The sequence below is a fragment of the Rahnella sp. AN3-3W3 genome (assembly GCF_003263545.1).
Taxonomy (GTDB): domain Bacteria; phylum Pseudomonadota; class Gammaproteobacteria; order Enterobacterales; family Enterobacteriaceae; genus Rahnella; species Rahnella variigena.
Window position 1 is genome coordinate 36592 of record NZ_JYDG01000006.1, and the last position, 20252, is coordinate 56843.

The following is a 20252-nucleotide window of genomic DNA, read 5'->3' on the forward strand; positions in this document are numbered from 1 at the left end:
CTTCCACAAAGTGAAACACTCAATTTCAATCTTCGTGGATCCCAATCGTTTAGCGCAAGAGTAATGTTGTGTTCAGACACTTTAAGGAGACAGCCCATGCCCGCCATCAAACTTTACAGCACGCCACTTTCCGGCCACTGCCACCGCGTGACCCTGTTGCTGAACATGCTCAACCTGCCGTTTGAGGCCACTGAAGCTGGTGCCGGCGTGCGCCAGACGGAGGATTTTGCGCGGCTGAATCCGCTGCGTCAGATCCCCGTTCTGATCGACGGCGAGCACGTGCTCACCGACAGCAATGCGATCCTGGTGTATCTGGTCAAACGCTACGCGCCGGACAGCCACTGGTTGCCGGAAGATCCGCTGAAGGCCGCTGAGGTGCAGAAATGGTTATCCCGCGCCGCCGGTGAAGTGCGTTTCGGTCCGGCCTCTGCGCGTATGGTGAAACAATTTTCTGCGCCGGAAGTGTACGAAAGCGCACTGCAGATTTCGGCGAAATTTCTGCCGCAGCTGGAACAACATCTGGAAAACCATGAGTTTCTGGCGACGGAACGCGCCACCATTGCCGATCTGGCCTGTTACAGCTATGTGGCGACTGCACCGGAAGGCGGCGTTTCACTGACGGTTTATCCGGCCATTCAGCGCTGGCTGGCACGGATTGAAAGTCTGCCCGGCTTTACGCCGCTTCCGGCGTTACCGTTGCCAGAAATTGCGGGATAAAGACGATGAAGAACCCTTTCCATGCAGACGAAATCCTGGCTCAGGACATGGCAGGGTTTGACGTCGAAGCACACGGCATCCGTGAAGCGATGCCGGAACAGCACCGGCTGTTTTTCGCCGCGCTGCCCTATTTGTTTATCTCAACGCTGGATGAAAACGGCTGGCCGGTGGCGACATTGCTGACCGGACCAGCCGGTTTTATCCGCACACCGGATGACACGCATTTACGGATTAACGCGCCAAGACGGACTGACGATCCGGCGCTGGCGGCCTTACAGCCCGGAAAACAGATCGGTGGACTGGGGATCGATTTTTCCAACCGGCGGCGTAATCGCGTGAATGGCAGGATCGGGCGCATCGATAAAAATCGGATCGAGATCGTGGTCGATCAAAGTTTTGGTAATTGTCCGCAGTATATCCAGATCCGCAAACTGACGGATGTGCCGGTCAGTTTGCCATTGCCCGCGAGAGAGGACATGACGGAGCCGGATGCGGATGCGCGTGCGCTGATTGCGCGTTCGGACACTTTTTTCATCGCCAGTCACGCGCACGGCGGCGCGGATGTGTCACATCGCGGTGGTCAGCCGGGATTCGCACATCTGGTGGGAAACCGTTTGTGGGTGCCGGATTATCGCGGCAACCGCTATATGAATACGCTGGGAAATTTACTGGCAGAGCCGCGTGCAGCGTTGCTGTTTATGGATTTCGATAACGGCGATATTTTGCATCTGCAGGGGCATACGCAGATCCACTGGCAGCCGGAAGTATTTCCCGGCCCGCAAGGCGCGGAACGCTACTGGAGTCTGGACATCACCCGCGTATGGCGCTTTCGTGCCGCGTTACCGTGGCGTGCAGCATCAGCCGATTTCTCCCCCGCGACCCTGAAAACCGGCCACTGGTCGGGCGATCAGTGGCCTATTTCCTGACGCAGATGCTCTTCTAAACCGGAAACGACCGTCTGGTAAGAACTGTCGATCAGGGAATAAAATTGAGAATCCGGCAAAGTGCCATCCAGAACCACGGTATTCCAGTGCGCTTTGTTGAGATTCTTACCCGGAAGAATACAGGTATGTTCGGCGCGTAACTTGCCGGCCATGCCGGTGCTGGTTTTCAGCGAAACCGCTTCATGTCCCTGACAATCGCAGAACATGGCGAACATGACTCCGCCCACTTTTATCTGATTCGCGCCGTGCTGATTTTGGGTACTTTGTTCTGCTCCGGGTTTCCCCATGCAATAGTCGAGCAATTCCGCACTGGTCATTTTGGCCTTTCTCCTTGTCTGATGTTGACGACCCCGCGAACCGGAATCGTCTATTTAGTGTGCAGCAACATCGCAAAAAAGAAAGGTAGCAGATCGCAAATACGAAAAAGGCCGACATTTCTGTCAGCCTTAGTGAACGCAACCAACGCATCCGTAGCCCGAAATATGACGGGGATTTACTGGACGGCGGCGAAAGCTTCAGCCACCTGCTTCACATTGTGGTGATTCAAACCCGCCATGCAGACACGACCGCTGAGGATCAGGTACACGCCGAACTCTTCACGCAGACGCACGACCTGCGCTTCGCTGAATCCGGTGTAGCTGAACATCCCGCGCTGTTGCAGCAGGTAGTCAAAATTACGACCCGGCAACGCGGTTTTCAGGCTGTCGACCAGCGTGTGGCGCATTTCGAGAATACGGGTACGCATTTTCTCGACTTCGGCTTTCCATTGCGCGTTCAGGGCGCTGTCACTCAGGACTTTCGCCACTACTTTCGCACCGAAATTCGGCGGGCTGGAGTAGTTACGACGCACGGTCGCTTTCAGCTGACCCAAGACGCGGCCTGCGGCTTCGCTGTCTTCACAGACCACGGACAATCCGCCGACGCGTTCGCCGTACAGGGAGAAAATTTTCGAGAAAGAGTTGCTGACGAAGCAGTTCACGCCTGCCGCCGCCATCGCGCGGATGGCGTAAGCGTCGTCATCAATGCCTGCGCCAAAGCCCTGATAAGCGATATCCAGGAACGGGATCAGCTCGCGCTGTTTGGTGACTTCAATCACCTGATCCCACTGGGCTGGCGTCAGGTCAGAACCCGTCGGGTTATGACAGCAAGGGTGCAGCAATACAATGCTTTGCGCCGGTAAGGTTTTCAGGCGTTCGATCATCGCGGTGAAATTCACACCCAGCGTTTCTGCATCAAAGTACGGATAAGTATGCACTTTGAAGCCTGCGCCGCCAAAGATAGCCACGTGGTTTTCCCAGGTCGGATCACTGACGTAAACATCTGAATTCGGGAAATAAAACTTGAGGAAATCCGCACCCACTTTCAGCGCGCCGGAACCGCCGACGGTCTGAATGGTTGCGATACGCTGTTGTTTCAGCGCCGGATGATCGGCACCAAACAGCAACTCCTGAACGCCTGCGCGGTATGCCGGCAGACCTTCCATCGGCAGATACACTGACGCAGCCTGTGGCCCCGCGTTCAGCTGGTTCTCTGCATTTTCAACCGCAGCCAGTTGCGGAATAATACCCTGCTCGTCGTAATAAAGACCGATGCTCAGGTTTACCTTATCTTGTCTCGGATCGGTCTTGAAACTTTCCATCAGCGACAAAATGGGGTCACCGGCATAGGCATCGACATGTTGGAACACGGTATACATCTCCTTGGTTTGGTTGAGTGGCGCGGCGATCCATCCCGGTTTTCGGGCGGATCACGACTGTTTCACAGACTATCAAAGTTCGTTAAAAAAGATGACAACTATGTTGTCATTTGTCGGGCGTTTTTTGTGCGGTAATTTCTTCAGACGCTGTAACGCCCAGGACGATGATTCATCGCGATGATCAGATTCACGATCACTGCGCCCAGCACCGAGGCAATCAGCATTTCGTAACTGACAACAAACAACGACGCCAGCACGATGCAGCAGTCCACGCCCATTTGCAGTTTGCCGGCGCGGATGCCGTATTTGTCCTGCAGAAACAGCGCCAGAATGTTCACGCCGCCGAGGCTGGCTTTATGGCGGAACAGCACAATGAAGCCGATGCCCATAATTACATTGGCAAATAACGTGGCGTAGAACGGCTGAAGATGATCGAAATGCACAAACAGCGGATGGAGGTCGGAGAAGACGGAAACCAGCGCAACGGCGGCGAAAGTTTTCAGCGTGAACTGCAAGCCCATGCGGCGGAAAGACAGGTAATAGAAAGGTAAGTTGATGATAAAGAAAGCGGTGCCGAACGAAATTTGTGTCACGTAATGCGCCAGAAATGCCATTCCCGCGGTGCCACCGGTCAGTGCGCCAACCTGCCGTAACATCACCACGCCAAAAGAAACCATCAGCGTACCGATAATGATCGCCAGCGCATCTTCCACCAGCGTATGCCCGATGCGCGGCTGCTCAACTGGCTGTTTGATGTCGTCAACACTTGCCATAATTCCCTGTACCCCAAAATAATAAGACTAAAGACTGATTTTGAGATAATTAATGAGATGAGGAATTAAGGCAATATTTACGCACGGAATTTGCATTAAAAATCGAAAATAAGATTTTATGACGCGTTAATTATTCTTTACATGCACAGAGTGCGCATAACAATTCAAAATAATGCACCATTAAAGTGAGGCTGCACCAAAATAAATCACCATAACAGTGCGCGCAAAATAGAGGGCTAATATTCTTATCCCAGCGTTAATAAGCCGTTTTCTTTTAACCGGTTAAGGACTACCGATGTTTTTACATGCGCCACACTTTTATGTACTGACAGGATTTGGCTGATCAGCGTGCTTAAACCGGCTAAATCTTTCACCGCGACCTTCAGCAAATAATCCGCATCTCCGGTCGTTTTATAGGCATCAATAATCGCAGCCACTTCTCCCAGCATGCTGTGGAAAGCCTCGACCTGTGCGGGTAAATGGTTGATAAGTCTAACCTCAATCAGACCAATCATGCCTAAACCGAGCGCTTCCGGTGCCAGACGCGCGTGATAACCGAGGATTAACTGAGCCTGTTCCAGACCAATCCGGCGGCGTGAACATTGTGAAGCTGACAGCCCGACCAGTTCGCTTAATTCCTGGTTGGTCAGTCTTCCGTTAGCTTGTAATAGGGTCAGAATTTTCAGGTCATAATCATCAACGCTGTACATGGCACCTTTCCTGTCGTATTAATTTTTTATGTTCGCATTCCTGTTGTAATATTATTGCAAAAAGCATTCCCACTATAACGAGTTATAAATACTTATCGGCTGTTTTTTCTTATACTTGCGCACATTCATACCGCAAGGAAAAAAATAATGAAAAAAGTACTCTTTTCTCTCGCCTTACTGTCTGCTTTACCCGTTTTCGCACAGGCGGATACCACGTCTTCCCATCTTGAACGCGTATTACAGAAAGGTTCGCTGAATGTTTGCACCACCGGCGACTATAAGCCGTATACGTTTTTGAAAGAAAACGGGGAATATGAAGGCATTGATATCGCCATGGCGCAATCGCTGGCGGCGAGTCTGGACGTAAAAGTGAACTGGGTGCCGGTCACCTGGAAATCATTGCCGGACGAAATGAGCGCCGGTCATTGTGACATCGCCATGGGCGGAATTTCCGTCACGCTGAAACGCCAGCAGAAAGCCTGGTTCGCTAACATGTTGGATCAGGACGGGAAAATCCCGCTGGTGCGCTGCGAAAATGTGCGTCAGTACCAGACGGTTGAACAGCTGAACCGGCCATCCGTGCGCCTGATTGAACCGGAGGGCGGCACCAACGAAGCCTTTGTCCACAGTCACCTGCCAAAAGCCACGCTGACGCTGAGCGATAACGTCACCATCTTCCAGAAACTGATGGATAAGAAAGCCGATGTGATGATTACAGATGCGTCGGAAGCGCTATTCCAGCAGAAACACTATCCGAAACTGTGTGCGGTGAATCCGAAAAAGCCGCTGCAATATGGCGAGAAAGCCTACATGTTGCCGCGTGATGACGTGAGCTGGAAGATGTATGTCGACCAGTGGCTGCACCTGAGTAAAGCCACCGGCGACTATCAGAAGATTGTCAGCCAGTGGCTGGGCGTGAAGAAGTAAGGTTTAGTCGCCAGTATAAATGCGGGCAACGCGCTCGCTGAGTTGGGTAATCAGCTCATAAGCACTGATACCGGTTGCCTGTGCAATGCGCTCAACCGGTAATTTTTCGCCCCAGAAAATCACTTCATCACCAACGTTATCTGTCGATTCCGGCCCTAAATCCACAGTGATCATGTCCATCGACACGCGCCCGGCAACCGGTACTTCCCGGCCATTGACCAGCACCGGCGTACCGTTCGGCGCACTGCGCGGATACCCGTCGCCATACCCCATCGCCACGACGCCCAGACGAGTGTCGCGATCGCTGACCCACGTACTGCCATAACCGACCGGTTCACCGGCAGTGTGCTCACGCACGGCGATCAGGCTGGACGTCAGCGTCATAGCCGGTTGCAGCCCGAAATCGCTGGCCGTTCCGGTTTCCATCGGCGAGACGCCGTACAAAATAATGCCAGGACGAACCAGATTCATATGCGATTCCGGCCACAGCAAAATCCCGCCGGAAGCCGCGATCGATTTCTGCCCCGGCTTGCCTTCAGCAAACGCATTAAAGCTGTTCAGCTGCTTCGTTGTGGCATCGCTTTCCGGCTCATCGGCACGGCAGAAATGACTCATGATATTGACCGGCTGAACGACATTTTTGCAGGCACTCAGGCGCTGATAAAACGCGTCGGCCTGTGCAGGATGAACGCCCAAACGGTGCATACCCGTATCGATTTTCAGCCAGACATTCAGCGGACGCGCGAGGTCAGCGCTTTCCAGCGCGTCGAGCTGCTCGATGCTGTGAACGGCGGTATCCAGCTGATGTTCAGTCAGCAACGGTAATTCACTGGCGGAGAAAAAGCCTTCGAGGAGAAGAACAGGTTTAACGACACCGGCTTTGCGCAGCATCAGTGCTTCGCTGAGACGGGAAACGCCGTAATAATCGGCATCCTGCAAGCTATGCACCGTCTCTAACAGACCGTGCCCATAAGCGTTTGCTTTCACTACCGCAACCAGACGACTTTGTGGCGCCAGATGACGCACCCGTTGCAGATTGTGTCGCAGAGCGCGGCGATCAATGACAGCCGTAGCCGCTTTCATTTTAAGTCCTTTGCATGAAATTATTGAGGTTTTAGCAGCCTAAAGGGGCGTTATTGGCGCAGCCAGTTTGCGTTCGGCCAGCGCGGAAAAACCGGAGTGTACACGTAGTACACGAGGATTTTGAGCACTGCCTGGACACAAAATGGCAAGCAAAATAGCCCCACACTAATCTTCGTCGTATTGCGGGCCGCCGTAATTATCAAATCGTGACCACTGACCGTTAAAGGTCAGGCGGACGGTACCGATCGGGCCGTTACGTTGTTTACCGAGGATGATTTGCGCGATGCCTTTTTCTTCACTGTTATCGTGATAAACCTCGTCACGATAGATGAACATGATTAAGTCGGCGTCCTGCTCGATGGAACCTGATTCACGTAAGTCGGAGTTGACCGGGCGTTTATCGGCGCGTTGCTCCAGGCTTCGGTTAAGCTGCGACAGCGCCACCACCGGCACCTGCAATTCTTTCGCCAGCGCTTTGAGCGAGCGGGAGATTTCGGCGATTTCCAGCGTACGGTTATCGGACAGCGACGGAACGCGCATCAGCTGGAGATAGTCAATCATGATCAGACTCAGACCGCCGTGTTCACGGAAGATACGGCGCGCGCGCGAACGGACTTCAGTTGGCGTCAGGCCGGACGAGTCATCGATATACATGTTACGTTTTTCGAGCAGGATCCCCATGGTGCTGGAAATTCGCGCCCAGTCTTCGTCATCAAGCTGACCGGTACGGATTTTGGTCTGATCGACGCGGGAAAGCGACGCCAGCATACGCATCATGATCTGGTCGCCGGGCATCTCAAGACTGAAGATTAAGACCGGTTTATCCTGCATCATCGCCGCATTTTCGGCGAGGTTCATCGCAAACGTGGTTTTACCCATCGAAGGACGTGCCGCCACGATGATCAGATCCGATTTTTGCAAACCGGCGGTTTTCTTATCGAGATCCGCATAGCCGGTGGACACACCGGTTACGCCGTCGTGCGGGCGCTGGAACAGTTCTTCGATACGCGAAACGGTGCTTTCCAGAATACGGTCGATGCTTTTCGGGCCTTCGTCTTTACTGGCGCGGGATTCGGCAATCTGGAATACGCGGGATTCGGCTAAGTCCAGCAGGTCTTCGCTGCTGCGCCCCTGCGGATCATAACCCGCATCGGCAATTTCATTGGCGACGGAAATCATTTCGCGAACGACTGCGCGTTCACGCACGATGTCGGCATAAGCGCCGATATTCGCCGCACTTGGGGTATTTTTCGAGAGCTCTGCCAGATAGGCGAAACCGCCGACGGAATCCAGTTCGCCTTTCTGTTCCAGGGATTCAGAAAGCGTAATCAGGTCGATCGGTTTGCTCATCTCCAGCAAACGCTGCATTTCGGTGAAAATCAGGCGATGCGGGCGGCTGAAGAAGTCATTACTGACCACACGCTCGGCGACGTTATCCCAGCGTTCGTTATCCAGCATCAGCCCGCCCAGAACGGATTGTTCAGCTTCCAGCGAATGCGGCGGAAGTTTCAATCCTTCCATCTGCGATCGCGGTTTTCGTTCTGTTGATTGGTCGGTTTTTTTGCTGCCATCTGTGGAATAGTTCCTGCTCTAAGCGCCTGTTTTATGAGCGTCCGGTTTCCAAAAATCAGAGCCAGACTCGCGCGACAGTATAAACCATTTCAAAAGGGTATTAACCCTTAGTGCCGAAAATCTGGATTGTCCCGAACATTTAGCCTAGGGTTGAAATCAGACTCCATCACGAGGGATAAACATGGCAAAGCGCATCCAGTTTTCTGAAACAGGCACTCCAGACGTTCTGCAATACGTTGATTATCAGCCACAAGATCCGCAGGCTGGCGAAGTTCAGGTTGAGAATAAGGCCATCGGTATCAACTATATCGATACTTACGTGCGCAGCGGTCTGTATGCGCCCGCCAGTTTTCCGGCCGGTTTAGGGACTGAAGCGGCAGGGATTGTTAGTAAAGTCGGCAGCGACGTGACCGGTATTAAGCCGGGCGACCGCGTGGTCTACGCGCAATCGGCGCTCGGGGCTTACAGTGAATTCCATAACGTGCCGCAGGATAAAATTGCCTTGCTGCCGGATGCCATCAGTTTTGAACAGGCGGCGGCGTCCTTCCTTAAAGGGCTGACGGTTTACTATTTACTGCGCCAGACCCACGAAGTGCAGGCCGGCGAAACCATCCTTTTCCATGCTGCGGCCGGTGGCGTCGGTCTGATTGCCTGCCAGTGGGCGAAAGCGCTGGGCGTTAAACTGATCGGAACTGTGGGTTCGGACGAAAAAGCCGAACGCGCGAAACAGGCCGGTGCCTGGGCGACGATTAATTATCAGAAAGAAGATATCGCGTCCCGCGTGGCGGAGCTGACTGGCGGCGAAAAAGTCGGTGTGGTGTACGATTCTGTCGGTAAAGACACCTTCGAGAAATCGCTGAACAGCCTGAAACGCCGTGGTTTGCTGGTCAGTTTCGGCAATGCTTCCGGCCCGGTGAAAGGCGTGGATCTGGCGATCCTCAATCAGAAAGGTTCGCTGTTCGTGACGCGCCCTTCCCTGAATGGCTACGTGACCAACCGCGAAGAACTGGCACACGCGAGCAGCGAGCTGTTTTCACTGATTGCCAGCGGCGCGATAAAAGTGGACGTCAGCGACGCGCAGAAATTCCCGCTCTCCGAAGCCAGACGCGCGCACGAAACGCTGGAAAGCCGCGTAACGCAAGGCTCAAGTTTACTGATCCCATAACAGTTCCCTAAGCCAATGCAAAAAAGGCTTCCAGAATATGGAAGCCTTTCTTACTGTCTGACTCAGACGACCTCTGATTTCAGACGGGTACTGCTGTAGGGTACTGCCGGGTAAATCCGCAGGGCGATGTCACTTAAGCGACTATTGTGTGCCTCAGCGGACTTGATGAATTCGGTTTACAGCCTGACGGCTGCCAATGAATTCCATCCTAACAGTCACCCATGTTAAAAAATATGATTTATGCATTTCGACCGCACATTCTGACCGAGCTTGTGATCGCTAGCACATAAGCAAAAGTTATCGCTGCAACGGTTACATTTTTTTGTGCTCAAAAGACCACCACTAATCACCAGTATTTCATGCAGTTACAGAAACTACTTATCGACAGTAGAAATTACGGTAAACGGCGGCGGCGATATTTTGGCTGATCCGGTTTGATAAATGCCCGGTAAATCCACACGGCAACCACGGCCAAAATCAGCCAAGGCAACATTTTTATAACAATCGCCAGAAAGCCACCCAACATCATTACTGCGAATGCGACGATCAGCGCAGCGATCATGCCCAGCAGCGAAATGCCGGTCAGCATCAGCATAAAGAAAAAACCAAGCACGAAGAGAATTTCCAGCATCGGGTGCTCCTTAATAAGCCATGTGCAATAAGACGTGATGTCAGAACACACGTTAGCTATTACAAGAAACGTGCCAGTGTGACGGGATAAATAATGGATTGAATTACAAGAAGAAAATATTTCGCAGGCACGAATGGCCTGCGAAAAGATAGTAAATTTGACTAACATATAGTGATTTTACTCACCTGATTTTCAGGCCTGTGCCGCCATTTCCTGTTGCTGAGCGACCATCTGCAATGCCTGTTCAACCACATCAATGCCCGCGCCGGCTTTATGAGCGTTCTCACTCAGGTGACGACGGAACTGACGTGCGCCCGGCACGCCCTGGAACAGACCAAGAATATGGCGGGTAATGTGGCCCAGATAGGTGCCTTTACTCAGTTCCGCGTCGATATACGGATACAGCGCGCGGATAATATCCGGCCCGGTTTTCAGCGGCGCGTCGGAGCCAAACAGCTCGCGATCGACGTTCAGCAACATGCCCGGATTCTGGTAAGCCTCGCGACCGACCATCACGCCATCCATAAATTGCAGATGCGTTTTGGCTTCTTCGAGCGTTTTAATGCCGCCGTTAATCGCCATCGTCAGCTGCGGGAAATCACGCTTAAGCTGATACACACGCGGGTAATCGAGCGGCGGGATTTCACGGTTTTCTTTCGGGCTGAGACCGGAAAGCCAGGCTTTACGCGCATGGATAATAAAGGTATCGCAGCCGCCGTTTTCAGACACCTGACGGATGAAATCGCACAGAAATTCGTAGCTGTCCTGATCGTCAATACCGATACGGGTTTTGACCGTCACCGGAATTGAAACCACATCGCGCATGGCTTTGATGCAGTCCGCTACCTGCGACGCCTGCCCCATCAGACAGGCACCAAACATGCCGTTCTGCACGCGATCCGACGGGCAACCGACGTTGAGGTTAATTTCGTCATAACCGCGTTCTTCTGCCAGTTTAGCGCAATGTGCCAGATCGGCAGGATTGCTGCCGCCAAGCTGCAATGATACCGGATGTTCAGCGTCGCCAAACCCGAGATAATCCCCTTTGCCATGAATAATGGCACCGGTAGTCACCATTTCGGTGTACAGCAACGTCTGGCCGGTCATCAGCCGGTGAAAATGGCGACAGTGGCGATCGGTCCAGTCGAGCATCGGCGCAACGGAAAAACGCTGAGCGGAAAACGGAGTGGTCTGGGGCATTGCGTGTTGAGTTTCTGACATCGGCCTGACATTCGCTGAAGGGGTTCGTGGCGCTCTCTCTGACGCAACGCCAGAGAGAAGTTAATCGGTGATTATACCACAGAACAAAGATTCGGCATCCTGCGCCATCGTGCAGAGAAATAACGTCGCCGCAATACATCTTAATGAATGGCGCATAATTCGTCGTTTTAGCCTAAGCATGATAAAATCAACAATGGTCGCATGATGTGGCCTGTCGATCCCAATCTGCGCTCAGAGAACGTTGCTATGACCCTGAATAATCCGGAAAAATTACTTTCGCAAGCTGAAGAACTTTGCCAGCAGCGCAATGTTCGTCTTACGCCGCAGCGGCTGGAAGTACTGCGCCTGATGGCGCAACAACCCGGTGCCATCAGCGCCTACGATTTGCTGGATCTGCTGCGTGTCAGCGAGCCACAGGCAAAACCGCCAACCGTTTACCGCGCGCTGGATTTTCTGCTTGAACAAGGCTTTATCCATCGGGTTGAGTCGGCTAACAGCTACGTGCTTTGCCACCATTTCGAAGAGCCGAGCCACACGTCTGCGCTGTTCATCTGCGACCGCTGCGGGCTGGTGACGGAAAAAACCACTGACGGTATTGAAGAACGTCTGGCAAAACTGGCAACGGAATCCGGCTTTGAGCTTCGCCATTCTGTCGTGGAAGCCCACGGTTTGTGCGGGGAATGTAAGGTCGTGGAAACCTGTGACAGCCATGAGCACTGCGATCATGACCACAGTATTGTGGTGAAAAAACGCTAAGGGATTTTGGTGTTTGTGCGGGCATTTACTGAAGCGAGTATGTGCAAAAGCTAAGAAGTGAAGATATAAAGTTGGGTACATCCGTGTACCCGTATCCTGAAGCGTTCCGGGTAGGAGCAGCTAAATCTCAGGATACGTCACTGACACGCGAGGGGGAGTCGCGTATTACCAGTGATATTTGTTGCTGGTTTCCCATTCCTTGAGCTCTTTCTCGGCCTGATCTTTCTGATAGCCGTAACGCTCCTGAATCTTACCAACCAACTGATCACGTTTACCTTCAACCACTGTCAGGTCGTCATCGGTCAGTTTGCCCCATTTTTCTTTCACTTTCCCTTTGAACTGTTTCCAGTTACCGTCGGCTTGGTCCTTATTCATAAAATATCTCCTGTTACCTTGGGTTTATGGAGCTGCGTTTTGTTCCGGCAGCTCGTCCTTAACACTTCTAAGGTTAGTAGAGAATCTGGATTAATCCTCCCCGAACAGGGATAAAAACCATTATTAGGATTATTCCAAAGCAGGAAATAACGGCAAAAGAACATTTATATCTTTGATAAAACACTGCCAATTCAGTGTCCGGGAGAAGAAAACCAGGTATCGCGCTGCCAGTAACGACGCCATATCCAGCCCAGTGAAATCCCGCGCAAGCCGAGGAAGACGGTCAGCGCCAGCCATAACGCATGGTTTCCCATTACCGGTAAAGTCATAAGCGTCAGCCCGTATCCGAGCGCTGCAACCACCATGCTGTTACGCATATCCCGCCCGCGTGTGGCACCGATAAACATCCCATCGAGCAGATAACACCAGACCGCCACCAGCGGCAATACAATTTGCCAGCCGAGGTAATGATCCGCCAGCTCACGCAATTCGGGGAGTGAGGTGAGCGCATTTATAATCGCCCCGCCGGCTACGGCATAAATTAGCGCAAAAGCCAGCGCCACCAGTCCGGCCTGACGGCACGCGGCATGCCACACGTTCAGCAGCTTTTCGCGATTGCGCGCACCGAATGCCTCACCGGAATGGGCTTCGATGGCATACGCAAAGCCGTCGAGTGCAAATGCGGTAAAGGTCAGCAGGTTCATCAGAACAGCGTTGACCGCCACAATATGGCTGCCCAGCCGCGCACCCAGTATGGTCAGTGAGGCAAAGCATAGCTGCAACAGCAATGAGCGCAGCATGATGTCGCGGTTAAGTCCGAGAAGACGGCGCAAATTACCGCGCCACGCACTGGTGATTTCTGAACCGGTGATACCGCGTCGTTTCATGACACGCCAGACAAAATACAGCCCGATGAACAACGTGAAATACTCTGCACTGGCAGTTGCCATCGCCGCACCACGTACGTTCAGCCCCAGCCCCATTACCAGCCAGATATCCAGGATAATATTCAGCAGATTTCCCGCGATCAGCAAAATCACCGGCCCGCGAATATACTGGATGCCCAGCAACCAGCCGAGGATCACCAGATTCGCCAGAGAAGCAGGCGCACTGTACCAGCGGATTTCGATAAACAGCCTCGCCTGTTCCAGCACCGACTGACTGCCACCCACGACATGAAACGCCAGCTCCATCAGCGGATGGCGAAATAACAGGATGATGACACCGGCCAGCACCGCCAGCAAAAAGGGCTGCACAAAAGCACGAGCCAGCAACTGATTGTCTTTTGCGCCCAGCGCCTGTGCGGTCATGCCGGTGGTGCTCATGCGCAGAAACAGCAGCATCATGAAGAGGAAAGTCGTGACCATCGAACCAACCGCCACACCACCGAGATAATCGGCACTGTCGAGATGACCGATCACTGCGGTATCGACCAGACCAAGAAGAGGCACCGTGATATTGGAAAAAATCATCGGTAACGCCAGGGTCCAGAGTGCTTTATCCGCGGGGCTTAGAAAGGTATTTTTGAATGATTGTCGCAGGGAATGATGTTGCATAGAGAATCTCATGCCGGAGGTTCAGGTTATGCCTAAAATGACATCGCCCCGAAAGGGGCGATGATGAGAGAAACGCATTTCTCTTTGAATTCACATGGATGCCAGAGGCGGCCGCCATCCATATTCAATGTTTTTTAGTCTTCTCTATCTGACACAGCAATTTCTGACTCAGCAATTTCTGAGCGAGTAATTCGAGTTGCAGGAAGGCGGCAAGTAAGAGAATCCCGATGAGCTGACATGAGTCAGTGATTCGGGTAAACGCACGCAGCCAACGCGTCTGCAGCTCGAAGTACGAAGGTCAGATCCAGTTGCCGTTACGGATGACGCCTACGGCTAGCCCTTCAATGCTGAAATTCTGTTCGCGTAAATCCACCACGATCGGCTGGAATTCGCTGTTCTCAGGCAATAACTGCACCACGCTGCCCTGCTTTTTCAGGCGTTTCACGGTGACTTCATCATCGATACGCGCCACGACAACCTGGCCGTTACGCACGTCCTGCGTTTTATGCACGGCCAGCAAATCGCCGTCGAGGATACCGATATCACGCATCGACATCCCGCTGACGCGCAGCAGGAAATCGGCGCTCGGCTTGAACATCGCCGGATCAACCTGATAATGCCCTTCGATATGTTGCTGTGCCAGCAGCGGCTCACCGGCGGCAACGCGGCCGATCAGCGGTAAACCTTCTTCTTCTTCCATCAGCAGACGGATACCACGAGATGCACCGGAGACAATCTCGATAACGCCTTTACGTGCCAGCGCTTTCAGGTGTTCTTCCGCCGCATTGGGAGAACGGAAACCCAGACGCGATGCAATCTCTGCGCGAGTCGGTGGCATACCGGTGGTGGAGATATGATCGCGAATAAGGTCGTAGACCTCTTGTTGTCTGGTCGTTAAAGCTTTCATTCCGCCCCCTGGTTGTTTATACAGTCTTGCTGTGAGTATATACAGCTAAACGGTCAATGAAAACCTAAGATTGAATAAAAACAGGGCATAACGGTGATTCCTGGAATACAGATTCCAGATCAGAACCATCGCGGCCAAAAGATACTGACCCAGACAAAAATCGCCAATATGATGGTCAGAAGTACGGCAGCAGAACCGATATCTTTTGCCCGCCCTGAGAGCACGTGAAACTCAGGGCCGATACGGTCAATCGCGCATTCCACCGCACTGTTGAGCAACTCGGTGACGCAGACCAGCATCACGGAGCTTACAAGCAAAATGCGTTCAACCGTGCTGACATCGAGCCAGAAAGATAACAAAATTAACGGGATAGCCACGCTGGCTTCCTGGCGAAAAGCCGCTTCGTTCTGCCATGCGGCTTTCAATCCTTTCCAGGAATATCCGGCCGCTTTATAAATTCGGGTAAATCCAGTGACTTGGTTCGCCATTTCGGGTACTGATCCTTGAAGGGTTGTCCTTAAAAGTGTGCCGTATTTTAGCTTTTATATGACCACAGATCTCCACGGATCTTTCTGGTATCCTTGCGGCGAAATGGCTAACAAGAGGCTTCACGTTTTTATGTCAGGTTGGCGTAGACTTTATTACACATTATTGAATTTACCACTCTCATTGCTGGTAAAGAGCAAGGTCATACCTTCAGATCCGGTTACCGAGTTGCATTTGGACCCGACGCGCCCGATTTTGTACGTATTGCCTTACAACTCCAAAGCAGACTTGCTGACGTTGCGTGCGCAATGTCTGGCAGAGAATCTGCCCGATCCCCTTATTCCGCTGGAAATCGACGGAACGCTGCTGCCAAGCCATGTTTTCATTGCTGAAGGCCCGCGCGTGTTCTCGTATTACACGCCGAAGCAGGAATCCGTAAAGCTGTTCCACGACTATCTGGATTTGCACCGCAACAATCCGGATTTAGACATTCAAATGCTGCCGGTTTCCGTGATGTTTGGCCGTGCGCCGGGCCGTGAAGGTCAGGATGATACGCCGCATCTGCGCGTACTGAATGGCATCCAGAAATTCTTTGCCGTCTTGTGGCTCGGACGTGACAGTTTTGTCCGTTTCTCCAATACCGTTTCCCTGCGCTATATGGCGACAGAGCACGGCACCGACAAAACCATCGCTCAGAAACTGGCACGCGTGGCGCGTATGCATTTCTCCCGCCAGCGTCTGGCAGCGGTCGGCCCGCGTCTTCCGGCTCGTCAGGATTTATTCAATAAATTGCTGGCTTCCAAAGCCATCGAAAAAGCGATCGAAGACGAAGCCCGCAGCAAGAAAATTTCCCACGAAAAAGCCCAGCAGAATGCTATCGCGCTGATGGAAGAAATCGCGGCGAACTTCTCTTATGAGGCCGTGCGTCTGTCAGACCGCGTGCTGAGCTGGACGTGGAACCGCTTGTATAAAGGCATCAACGTCAACAATGCTGAACGTGTCCGTCAGCTGGCGCTTGATGGTCAGGAAATTGTGTATGTGCCCTGCCACCGCAGCCATATGGATTACCTGCTGCTGTCTTACGTGCTCTATCACCAGGGGCTGGTGCCGCCGCATATCGCTGCCGGTATCAACCTGAATTTCTGGCCGGCTGGCCCGATTTTCCGTCGTCTGGGTGCGTTCTTCATCCGTCGTACCTTTAAGGGCAACAAGCTTTATTCCACCGTTTTCCGCGAATATCTGGGCGAGTTGTTCAGCCGCGGTTATTCGGTCGAATACTTTGTGGAAGGTGGCCGTTCACGAACCGGACGTCTGCTGGAACCGAAAACCGGTACGCTGGCGATGACCATTCAGGCCATGCTGCGCGGCGGTTCACGTCCGATTACGTTAGTGCCGATTTACATCGGTTATGAGCACGTGATGGAAGTGGGCACGTACGCCAAAGAATTACGCGGTGCGACCAAAGAGAAAGAAAGCCTGACGCAGATGCTGAACGGGCTGCGCAAGCTGCGCAACCTCGGTCAGGGTTATGTGAATTTCGGCGAGCCACTGCATCTGACCACTTACCTGAACCAGAACGTACCTACCTGGCGTGAAGCGATCGACCCAATCGAAGCGCAGCGTCCGAGCTGGCTGACGCCAACGGTGCAGGATCTGGCAGAGCAGATTATGGTGCGTATTAACAACTCAGCCGCGGCTAACGCCATGAACCTGTGTTGTACCGCGCTGCTGGCATCCCGTCAGCGCTCGCTGACCCGTGAACAGCTGACCGAACAAATCGACTGCTATTTGCAATTGCTGCGTAACGTGCCGTATAACGCGGATTCCACGGTGCCTGATCTGACCGCCGATCAGCTGCTCGATCACGCGCTGAACATGAACAAGTTCCAGGTCGAGAAAGACAACATCGGTGACATCATCGTTCTGCCGCGCGAGCAGGCTGTTCTGATGACGTATTACCGCAACAATATCCACCATATGCTGGTGTTGCCGTCGCTGATTTCAAGCATCGTGATGCATCACCGTCAGGTCACCCGCGCAGAATTACTGCGTCAGGTGGAACTGATTTATCCGATGCTCAAAGCAGAACTGTTTATGCATTATGATAAGTCAGAGCTGCCGCAGGTGCTGGATGTTCTGACGCTGGAACTGGCACGTCAGCAAATCATTCATCTGGAAGACGATGAACTGACCCTGAACCCGGCGCGTATCCGTACCCTGCAACTGCTGGCCGCGGGTGTGCGTGAAACGCTGCAACGCTATGCCATTACTTTCTCGCTGCTCACCAATAATCCGAGCATCAACCGCGGTGCGCTGGAGAAAGAGAGCCGGATTATGGCGCAGCGTTTGTCCGTATTACACGGTATCAATGCACCTGAATTCTTCGACAAAGCGGTGTTCTCAACGCTGGTCGGCACACTGCGCGCTGAGGGTTATATCAGTGACACCGGTGATGCGATTCAGGAACAAACGCGTGAGATTTACATCATGCTCAGTGATCTGATGACGCCGGATATCAAGCTGACGATCGAGAGTGCGGGAATGCCTTCTGAGCTGCCGCAACCGACAGAGCCACCGGCTGAGCCGAAGATGGATGTGCGCGATACCGATCATTAACCGCTATTAGCGCACGCCAGCGGGCGGTAAAACAAAACGCCCGGACTTTTTACAGAGTCCGGGCGTTTTTTATGGATGCCATCCAAGGTCTGGAAATCTTAGAAACTGAACGCTGATAAGCTCATCAGAATGCCGAGGAACAGCACCAGTCCGACATAGTTGTTCTGACGGAATGCCAGGAAACAGGCATCGCGTTCGCGTTTAGCAATCAGCTTTTGCTGATGCATAAACAGCGCAGCGGCCAGCAGCAGCGACCAGTAGAACGGTGCGCCAAGTTGTGAAAGATGTCCCACAAATCCCATCAGAACCAGTGTGCCAAGTTGCAGCAGGCCGATAATCAGCGTGTCAAAACGACCAAACAAAATCGCTGTCGACTTCACGCCGATTTTCAAATCATCATCGCGATCCACCATGGCATATTGCGTATCGTAAGCCACCGTCCAGCAGATATTGGCGGCAAACATCAGCCAGCAGCTGAGCGGTACGCTTTCGCTTACCGCCGCGTACGCCATCGGAATTGCCCAGCCAAACGCCGCGCCCAAAACGACCTGCGGCAGATGGCTGACCCGCTTCATAAACGGATAAATCCATGCCAGCGCCAGCCCGGCCAGAGACAGCAAAATGGTCATGCGGTTGAGCAGGAGAACCAGCAGGAAGGACACCAGCACCAGCCCGACAAAAAGCATTTTCGCCTGCTTGCCAGTAATCGCACCGCTTGGCAGCGGACGGTTCGCGGTCCGTTTTACATGACCGTCAAATTTGCGGTCTGCGTAGTCGTTCACCACGCAACCGGCTGCACGCATAAAGAAAACGCCCAGCACGAACACCAGCAAAATCTTAGCAGATGGCATTCCACCACCGGCCACCCACAATGCCCATAATGTTGGCCACAGCAGCAACAGCGAGCCGATAGGTTTATCAATACGCATCAGGCGGCAGTAATCACGCCATGTGCCCTGAGTCATACTTCCTGACACTCTCTGTTCTCCTTGTTGATTAGTCTGGCTCATGCCTTGCTCACTTTACCCTCGGGGCGATGCACCGGTGAGTCCGGCAGGAAAATTTCAGTCAGCAGCAGCGGTTTGTCTGAAAGACGCAGACGGGAACGACGCGCCCATAAATCGCCCTGTTCACTCTGCAATTGCCCCAGGTGAATGTAATCGCGGGTGAGGTTGTTGCCGCTAAACAGGTAGCGCCCGAGGGGCACTGTGCCCAGATCAACCAGCGCCAGATCAGGCCCGGTCAGCGTTTCTTCAGGAATGACCGTGCGGCCCAGAAGCCAGGGTTCGGCATCGCCAAACAGCACGATTTCGCGGATCCAGTAACGGGCACTTTCCGGCAACTGATGTGCTTCGCTTTCACCCAGTTCCTCGCGGCTGACAAAACATTCGTTTTGCGGCTTCACGGTGACGGTAACACCCTGCTTTTCAAACCGGCGGGTCATGGATCCCATTTCCATCAGCCAGTCGGCGACATCCGCAGGCACCTGCGAGGGATCGTCAAACCAGTGGATCGGGGATTGTTCGGGGGAATGGGAATCAGACATCAACGGCTCCGTAATGAAGGTATTCATACCTCCAATGAATTATCTGCCCCGCATTCTAGCGCATGAATGCGGGTCAGTAATGGCCTGTTTTATTCGCGGCGCAAACGTTCGCCGTTAGCCAGGAACAGCGTCACGACCAGCACGAGGATCGCACAGGCGTAAACCAGCGTGTCATAAGGACTTTTGTGGTCGACGATAATCAGACGGATAATCGCGGTGATACCGATGTAAATAAAATAGCGCAACGGGAAGTGATAGCCCGATGAAAAGTATTTGATAATCAGTGCAATAAACTCGAAATAGAGGAAGTAAATGACAATCCCCTCTATCAGTAAATACGACGAAGACTGATCGTTATTCACGAACAACACCATCGCCAGATGATACGTTTCGCGCCCGATAAAAATCATCAGGATCGCGGCCAGTCCCAATAAGAAAACGTTCAAGATTCGCTGCATAATGACGGATATCATCATTGCGCGTTTTGATCCTGCCATGTGATCTACATCCCACTTTTGTTATGAATACCCGCAGAATACCACAGAGTCCGCACCATAAAACGAGCATTAAA

The 20252-nt window shown here is 52.8% G+C and carries 20 protein-coding genes and 1 pseudogene; 6 read left to right on the forward strand and 15 right to left on the reverse strand.

Annotation, left to right across the window (positions count from 1 at the left end; all coding sequences use genetic code 11):
- The first annotated feature begins 96 nt into the window (after window positions 1–96).
- Together UC15_RS03050 and UC15_RS03055 are read left to right on the forward strand one after the other, a co-directional pair.
- The gene (locus UC15_RS03050) at window positions 97–717 is read left to right on the forward strand and encodes a glutathione S-transferase family protein (protein ID WP_112287065.1); all 621 of its coding nucleotides are present in this window, start codon (window positions 97–99) and stop codon (window positions 715–717) included.
- Between the two features lie 5 nt (window positions 718–722).
- Entirely contained in the window at window positions 723–1643 is a 921-nt protein-coding gene (locus UC15_RS03055; RefSeq protein WP_112287066.1) for a pyridoxamine 5'-phosphate oxidase family protein, read from the forward strand.
- On the opposite strand, the gene UC15_RS03060 is transcribed toward UC15_RS03055, so the two are convergent.
- The 4 genes from UC15_RS03060 to UC15_RS03075 all read right to left on the reverse strand — a co-directional run bounded on the left by UC15_RS03060 (window position 1625) and on the right by UC15_RS03075 (window position 4840).
- A complete protein-coding gene (locus UC15_RS03060; protein WP_112287067.1) occupies window positions 1625–1978 on the reverse strand; it encodes an MmcQ/YjbR family DNA-binding protein in 354 nt (117 codons plus the stop codon). The two genes, UC15_RS03055 and UC15_RS03060, sit on opposite strands and share 19 nt — an antisense overlap.
- 176 nt (window positions 1979–2154) lie before the next feature.
- A complete protein-coding gene (locus tag UC15_RS03065; protein ID WP_112287101.1) occupies window positions 2155–3348 on the reverse strand; it encodes an amino acid aminotransferase in 1194 nt (397 codons plus the stop codon).
- A 149-nt stretch (window positions 3349–3497) separates the two neighbouring features.
- On the reverse strand, window positions 3498–4130 hold the full coding sequence (locus UC15_RS03070) for a YitT family protein (RefSeq protein WP_112287068.1): 633 nt from the start codon (window positions 4128–4130) through the stop codon (window positions 3498–3500).
- A 245-nt stretch (window positions 4131–4375) separates the two neighbouring features.
- Window positions 4376–4840, reverse strand: coding sequence for an Lrp/AsnC family transcriptional regulator (locus tag UC15_RS03075; protein WP_112287069.1), 465 nt, complete (start codon window positions 4838–4840; stop codon window positions 4376–4378).
- A gap of 147 nt (window positions 4841–4987) precedes the next feature.
- On the opposite strand from UC15_RS03075, the gene UC15_RS03080 reads away from it, so the two are divergent.
- On the forward strand, window positions 4988–5767 hold the full coding sequence (locus UC15_RS03080; RefSeq protein WP_112287070.1) for a transporter substrate-binding domain-containing protein: 780 nt from the start codon (window positions 4988–4990) through the stop codon (window positions 5765–5767).
- Window positions 5768–5770: 3 nt separating this feature from the next.
- Here UC15_RS03080 and alr read toward each other — a convergent pair whose 3' ends face one another.
- Together alr and dnaB are read right to left on the reverse strand one after the other, a co-directional pair.
- Window positions 5771–6850: an alanine racemase gene (alr, locus tag UC15_RS03085; RefSeq protein WP_112287071.1), complete on the reverse strand. Its 1080-nt coding sequence runs from the start codon at window positions 6848–6850 to the stop codon at window positions 5771–5773.
- Window positions 6851–7015: 165 nt separating this feature from the next.
- Window positions 7016–8421 (reverse strand): annotated as a pseudogene (gene dnaB, locus UC15_RS03095) (replicative DNA helicase).
- A 182-nt stretch (window positions 8422–8603) separates the two neighbouring features.
- Here dnaB and UC15_RS03100 point away from each other — a divergent pair.
- Complete coding sequence (locus UC15_RS03100) at window positions 8604–9587, forward strand: quinone oxidoreductase (protein WP_112287073.1); 984 nt, start codon at window positions 8604–8606, stop codon at window positions 9585–9587.
- A 394-nt stretch (window positions 9588–9981) separates the two neighbouring features.
- Here the strand turns inward: UC15_RS03100 and pspG are convergent, their stop codons facing one another.
- Both pspG and dusA read right to left on the reverse strand, forming a co-directional pair.
- A complete protein-coding gene (gene pspG / locus UC15_RS03105; RefSeq protein WP_112287074.1) occupies window positions 9982–10218 on the reverse strand; it encodes an envelope stress response protein PspG in 237 nt (78 codons plus the stop codon).
- A 192-nt stretch (window positions 10219–10410) separates the two neighbouring features.
- Window positions 10411–11418, reverse strand: coding sequence for a tRNA dihydrouridine(20/20a) synthase DusA (dusA, locus tag UC15_RS03110; RefSeq protein WP_112287075.1), 1008 nt, complete (start codon window positions 11416–11418; stop codon window positions 10411–10413).
- A gap of 267 nt (window positions 11419–11685) precedes the next feature.
- Here dusA and zur point away from each other — a divergent pair, with 267 nt between their 5' ends.
- Window positions 11686–12195 carry a zinc uptake transcriptional repressor Zur gene (gene zur, locus UC15_RS03115; protein ID WP_112287076.1) on the forward strand — a complete coding sequence of 170 codons (510 nt, stop codon included), beginning with the start codon at window positions 11686–11688 and terminating at the stop codon, window positions 12193–12195.
- A gap of 165 nt (window positions 12196–12360) precedes the next feature.
- Here zur and UC15_RS03120 read toward each other — a convergent pair whose 3' ends face one another.
- From UC15_RS03120 to UC15_RS03135, 4 genes are all read right to left on the reverse strand, one after another.
- Window positions 12361–12570, reverse strand: a complete 210-nt coding sequence (locus tag UC15_RS03120) for a CsbD family protein (protein ID WP_112287077.1) — start codon at window positions 12568–12570, stop codon at window positions 12361–12363.
- Between the two features lie 191 nt (window positions 12571–12761).
- Window positions 12762–14126, reverse strand: a complete 1365-nt coding sequence (gene dinF, locus UC15_RS03125) for an MATE family efflux transporter DinF (RefSeq protein ID WP_112287078.1) — start codon at window positions 14124–14126, stop codon at window positions 12762–12764.
- Window positions 14127–14424: 298 nt separating this feature from the next.
- Window positions 14425–15033, reverse strand: a complete 609-nt coding sequence (gene lexA / locus UC15_RS03130; RefSeq protein ID WP_095924321.1) for a transcriptional repressor LexA — start codon at window positions 15031–15033, stop codon at window positions 14425–14427.
- 119 nt (window positions 15034–15152) lie between these two features.
- Window positions 15153–15521, reverse strand: a complete 369-nt coding sequence (locus UC15_RS03135) for a diacylglycerol kinase (protein WP_112287079.1) — start codon at window positions 15519–15521, stop codon at window positions 15153–15155.
- Between the two features lie 130 nt (window positions 15522–15651).
- On the opposite strand from UC15_RS03135, the gene plsB reads away from it, so the two are divergent.
- The gene (gene plsB / locus UC15_RS03140) at window positions 15652–18135 is read left to right on the forward strand and encodes a glycerol-3-phosphate 1-O-acyltransferase PlsB (protein ID WP_112287080.1); all 2484 of its coding nucleotides are present in this window, start codon (window positions 15652–15654) and stop codon (window positions 18133–18135) included.
- A gap of 98 nt (window positions 18136–18233) precedes the next feature.
- On the opposite strand, the gene ubiA is transcribed toward plsB, so the two are convergent.
- The 3 genes from ubiA to psiE form a co-directional block, all read right to left on the reverse strand.
- Window positions 18234–19100, reverse strand: coding sequence for a 4-hydroxybenzoate octaprenyltransferase (gene ubiA, locus UC15_RS03145; RefSeq protein WP_198659651.1), 867 nt, complete (start codon window positions 19098–19100; stop codon window positions 18234–18236).
- A 41-nt stretch (window positions 19101–19141) separates the two neighbouring features.
- Window positions 19142–19681 carry a chorismate lyase gene (gene ubiC / locus UC15_RS03150; protein ID WP_112287082.1) on the reverse strand — a complete coding sequence of 180 codons (540 nt, stop codon included), beginning with the start codon at window positions 19679–19681 and terminating at the stop codon, window positions 19142–19144.
- Window positions 19682–19770: 89 nt separating this feature from the next.
- The gene (gene psiE, locus UC15_RS03155) at window positions 19771–20178 is read right to left on the reverse strand and encodes a phosphate-starvation-inducible protein PsiE (RefSeq protein ID WP_095924316.1); all 408 of its coding nucleotides are present in this window, start codon (window positions 20176–20178) and stop codon (window positions 19771–19773) included.
- Between the last annotated feature and the right edge of the window lie 74 nt (window positions 20179–20252).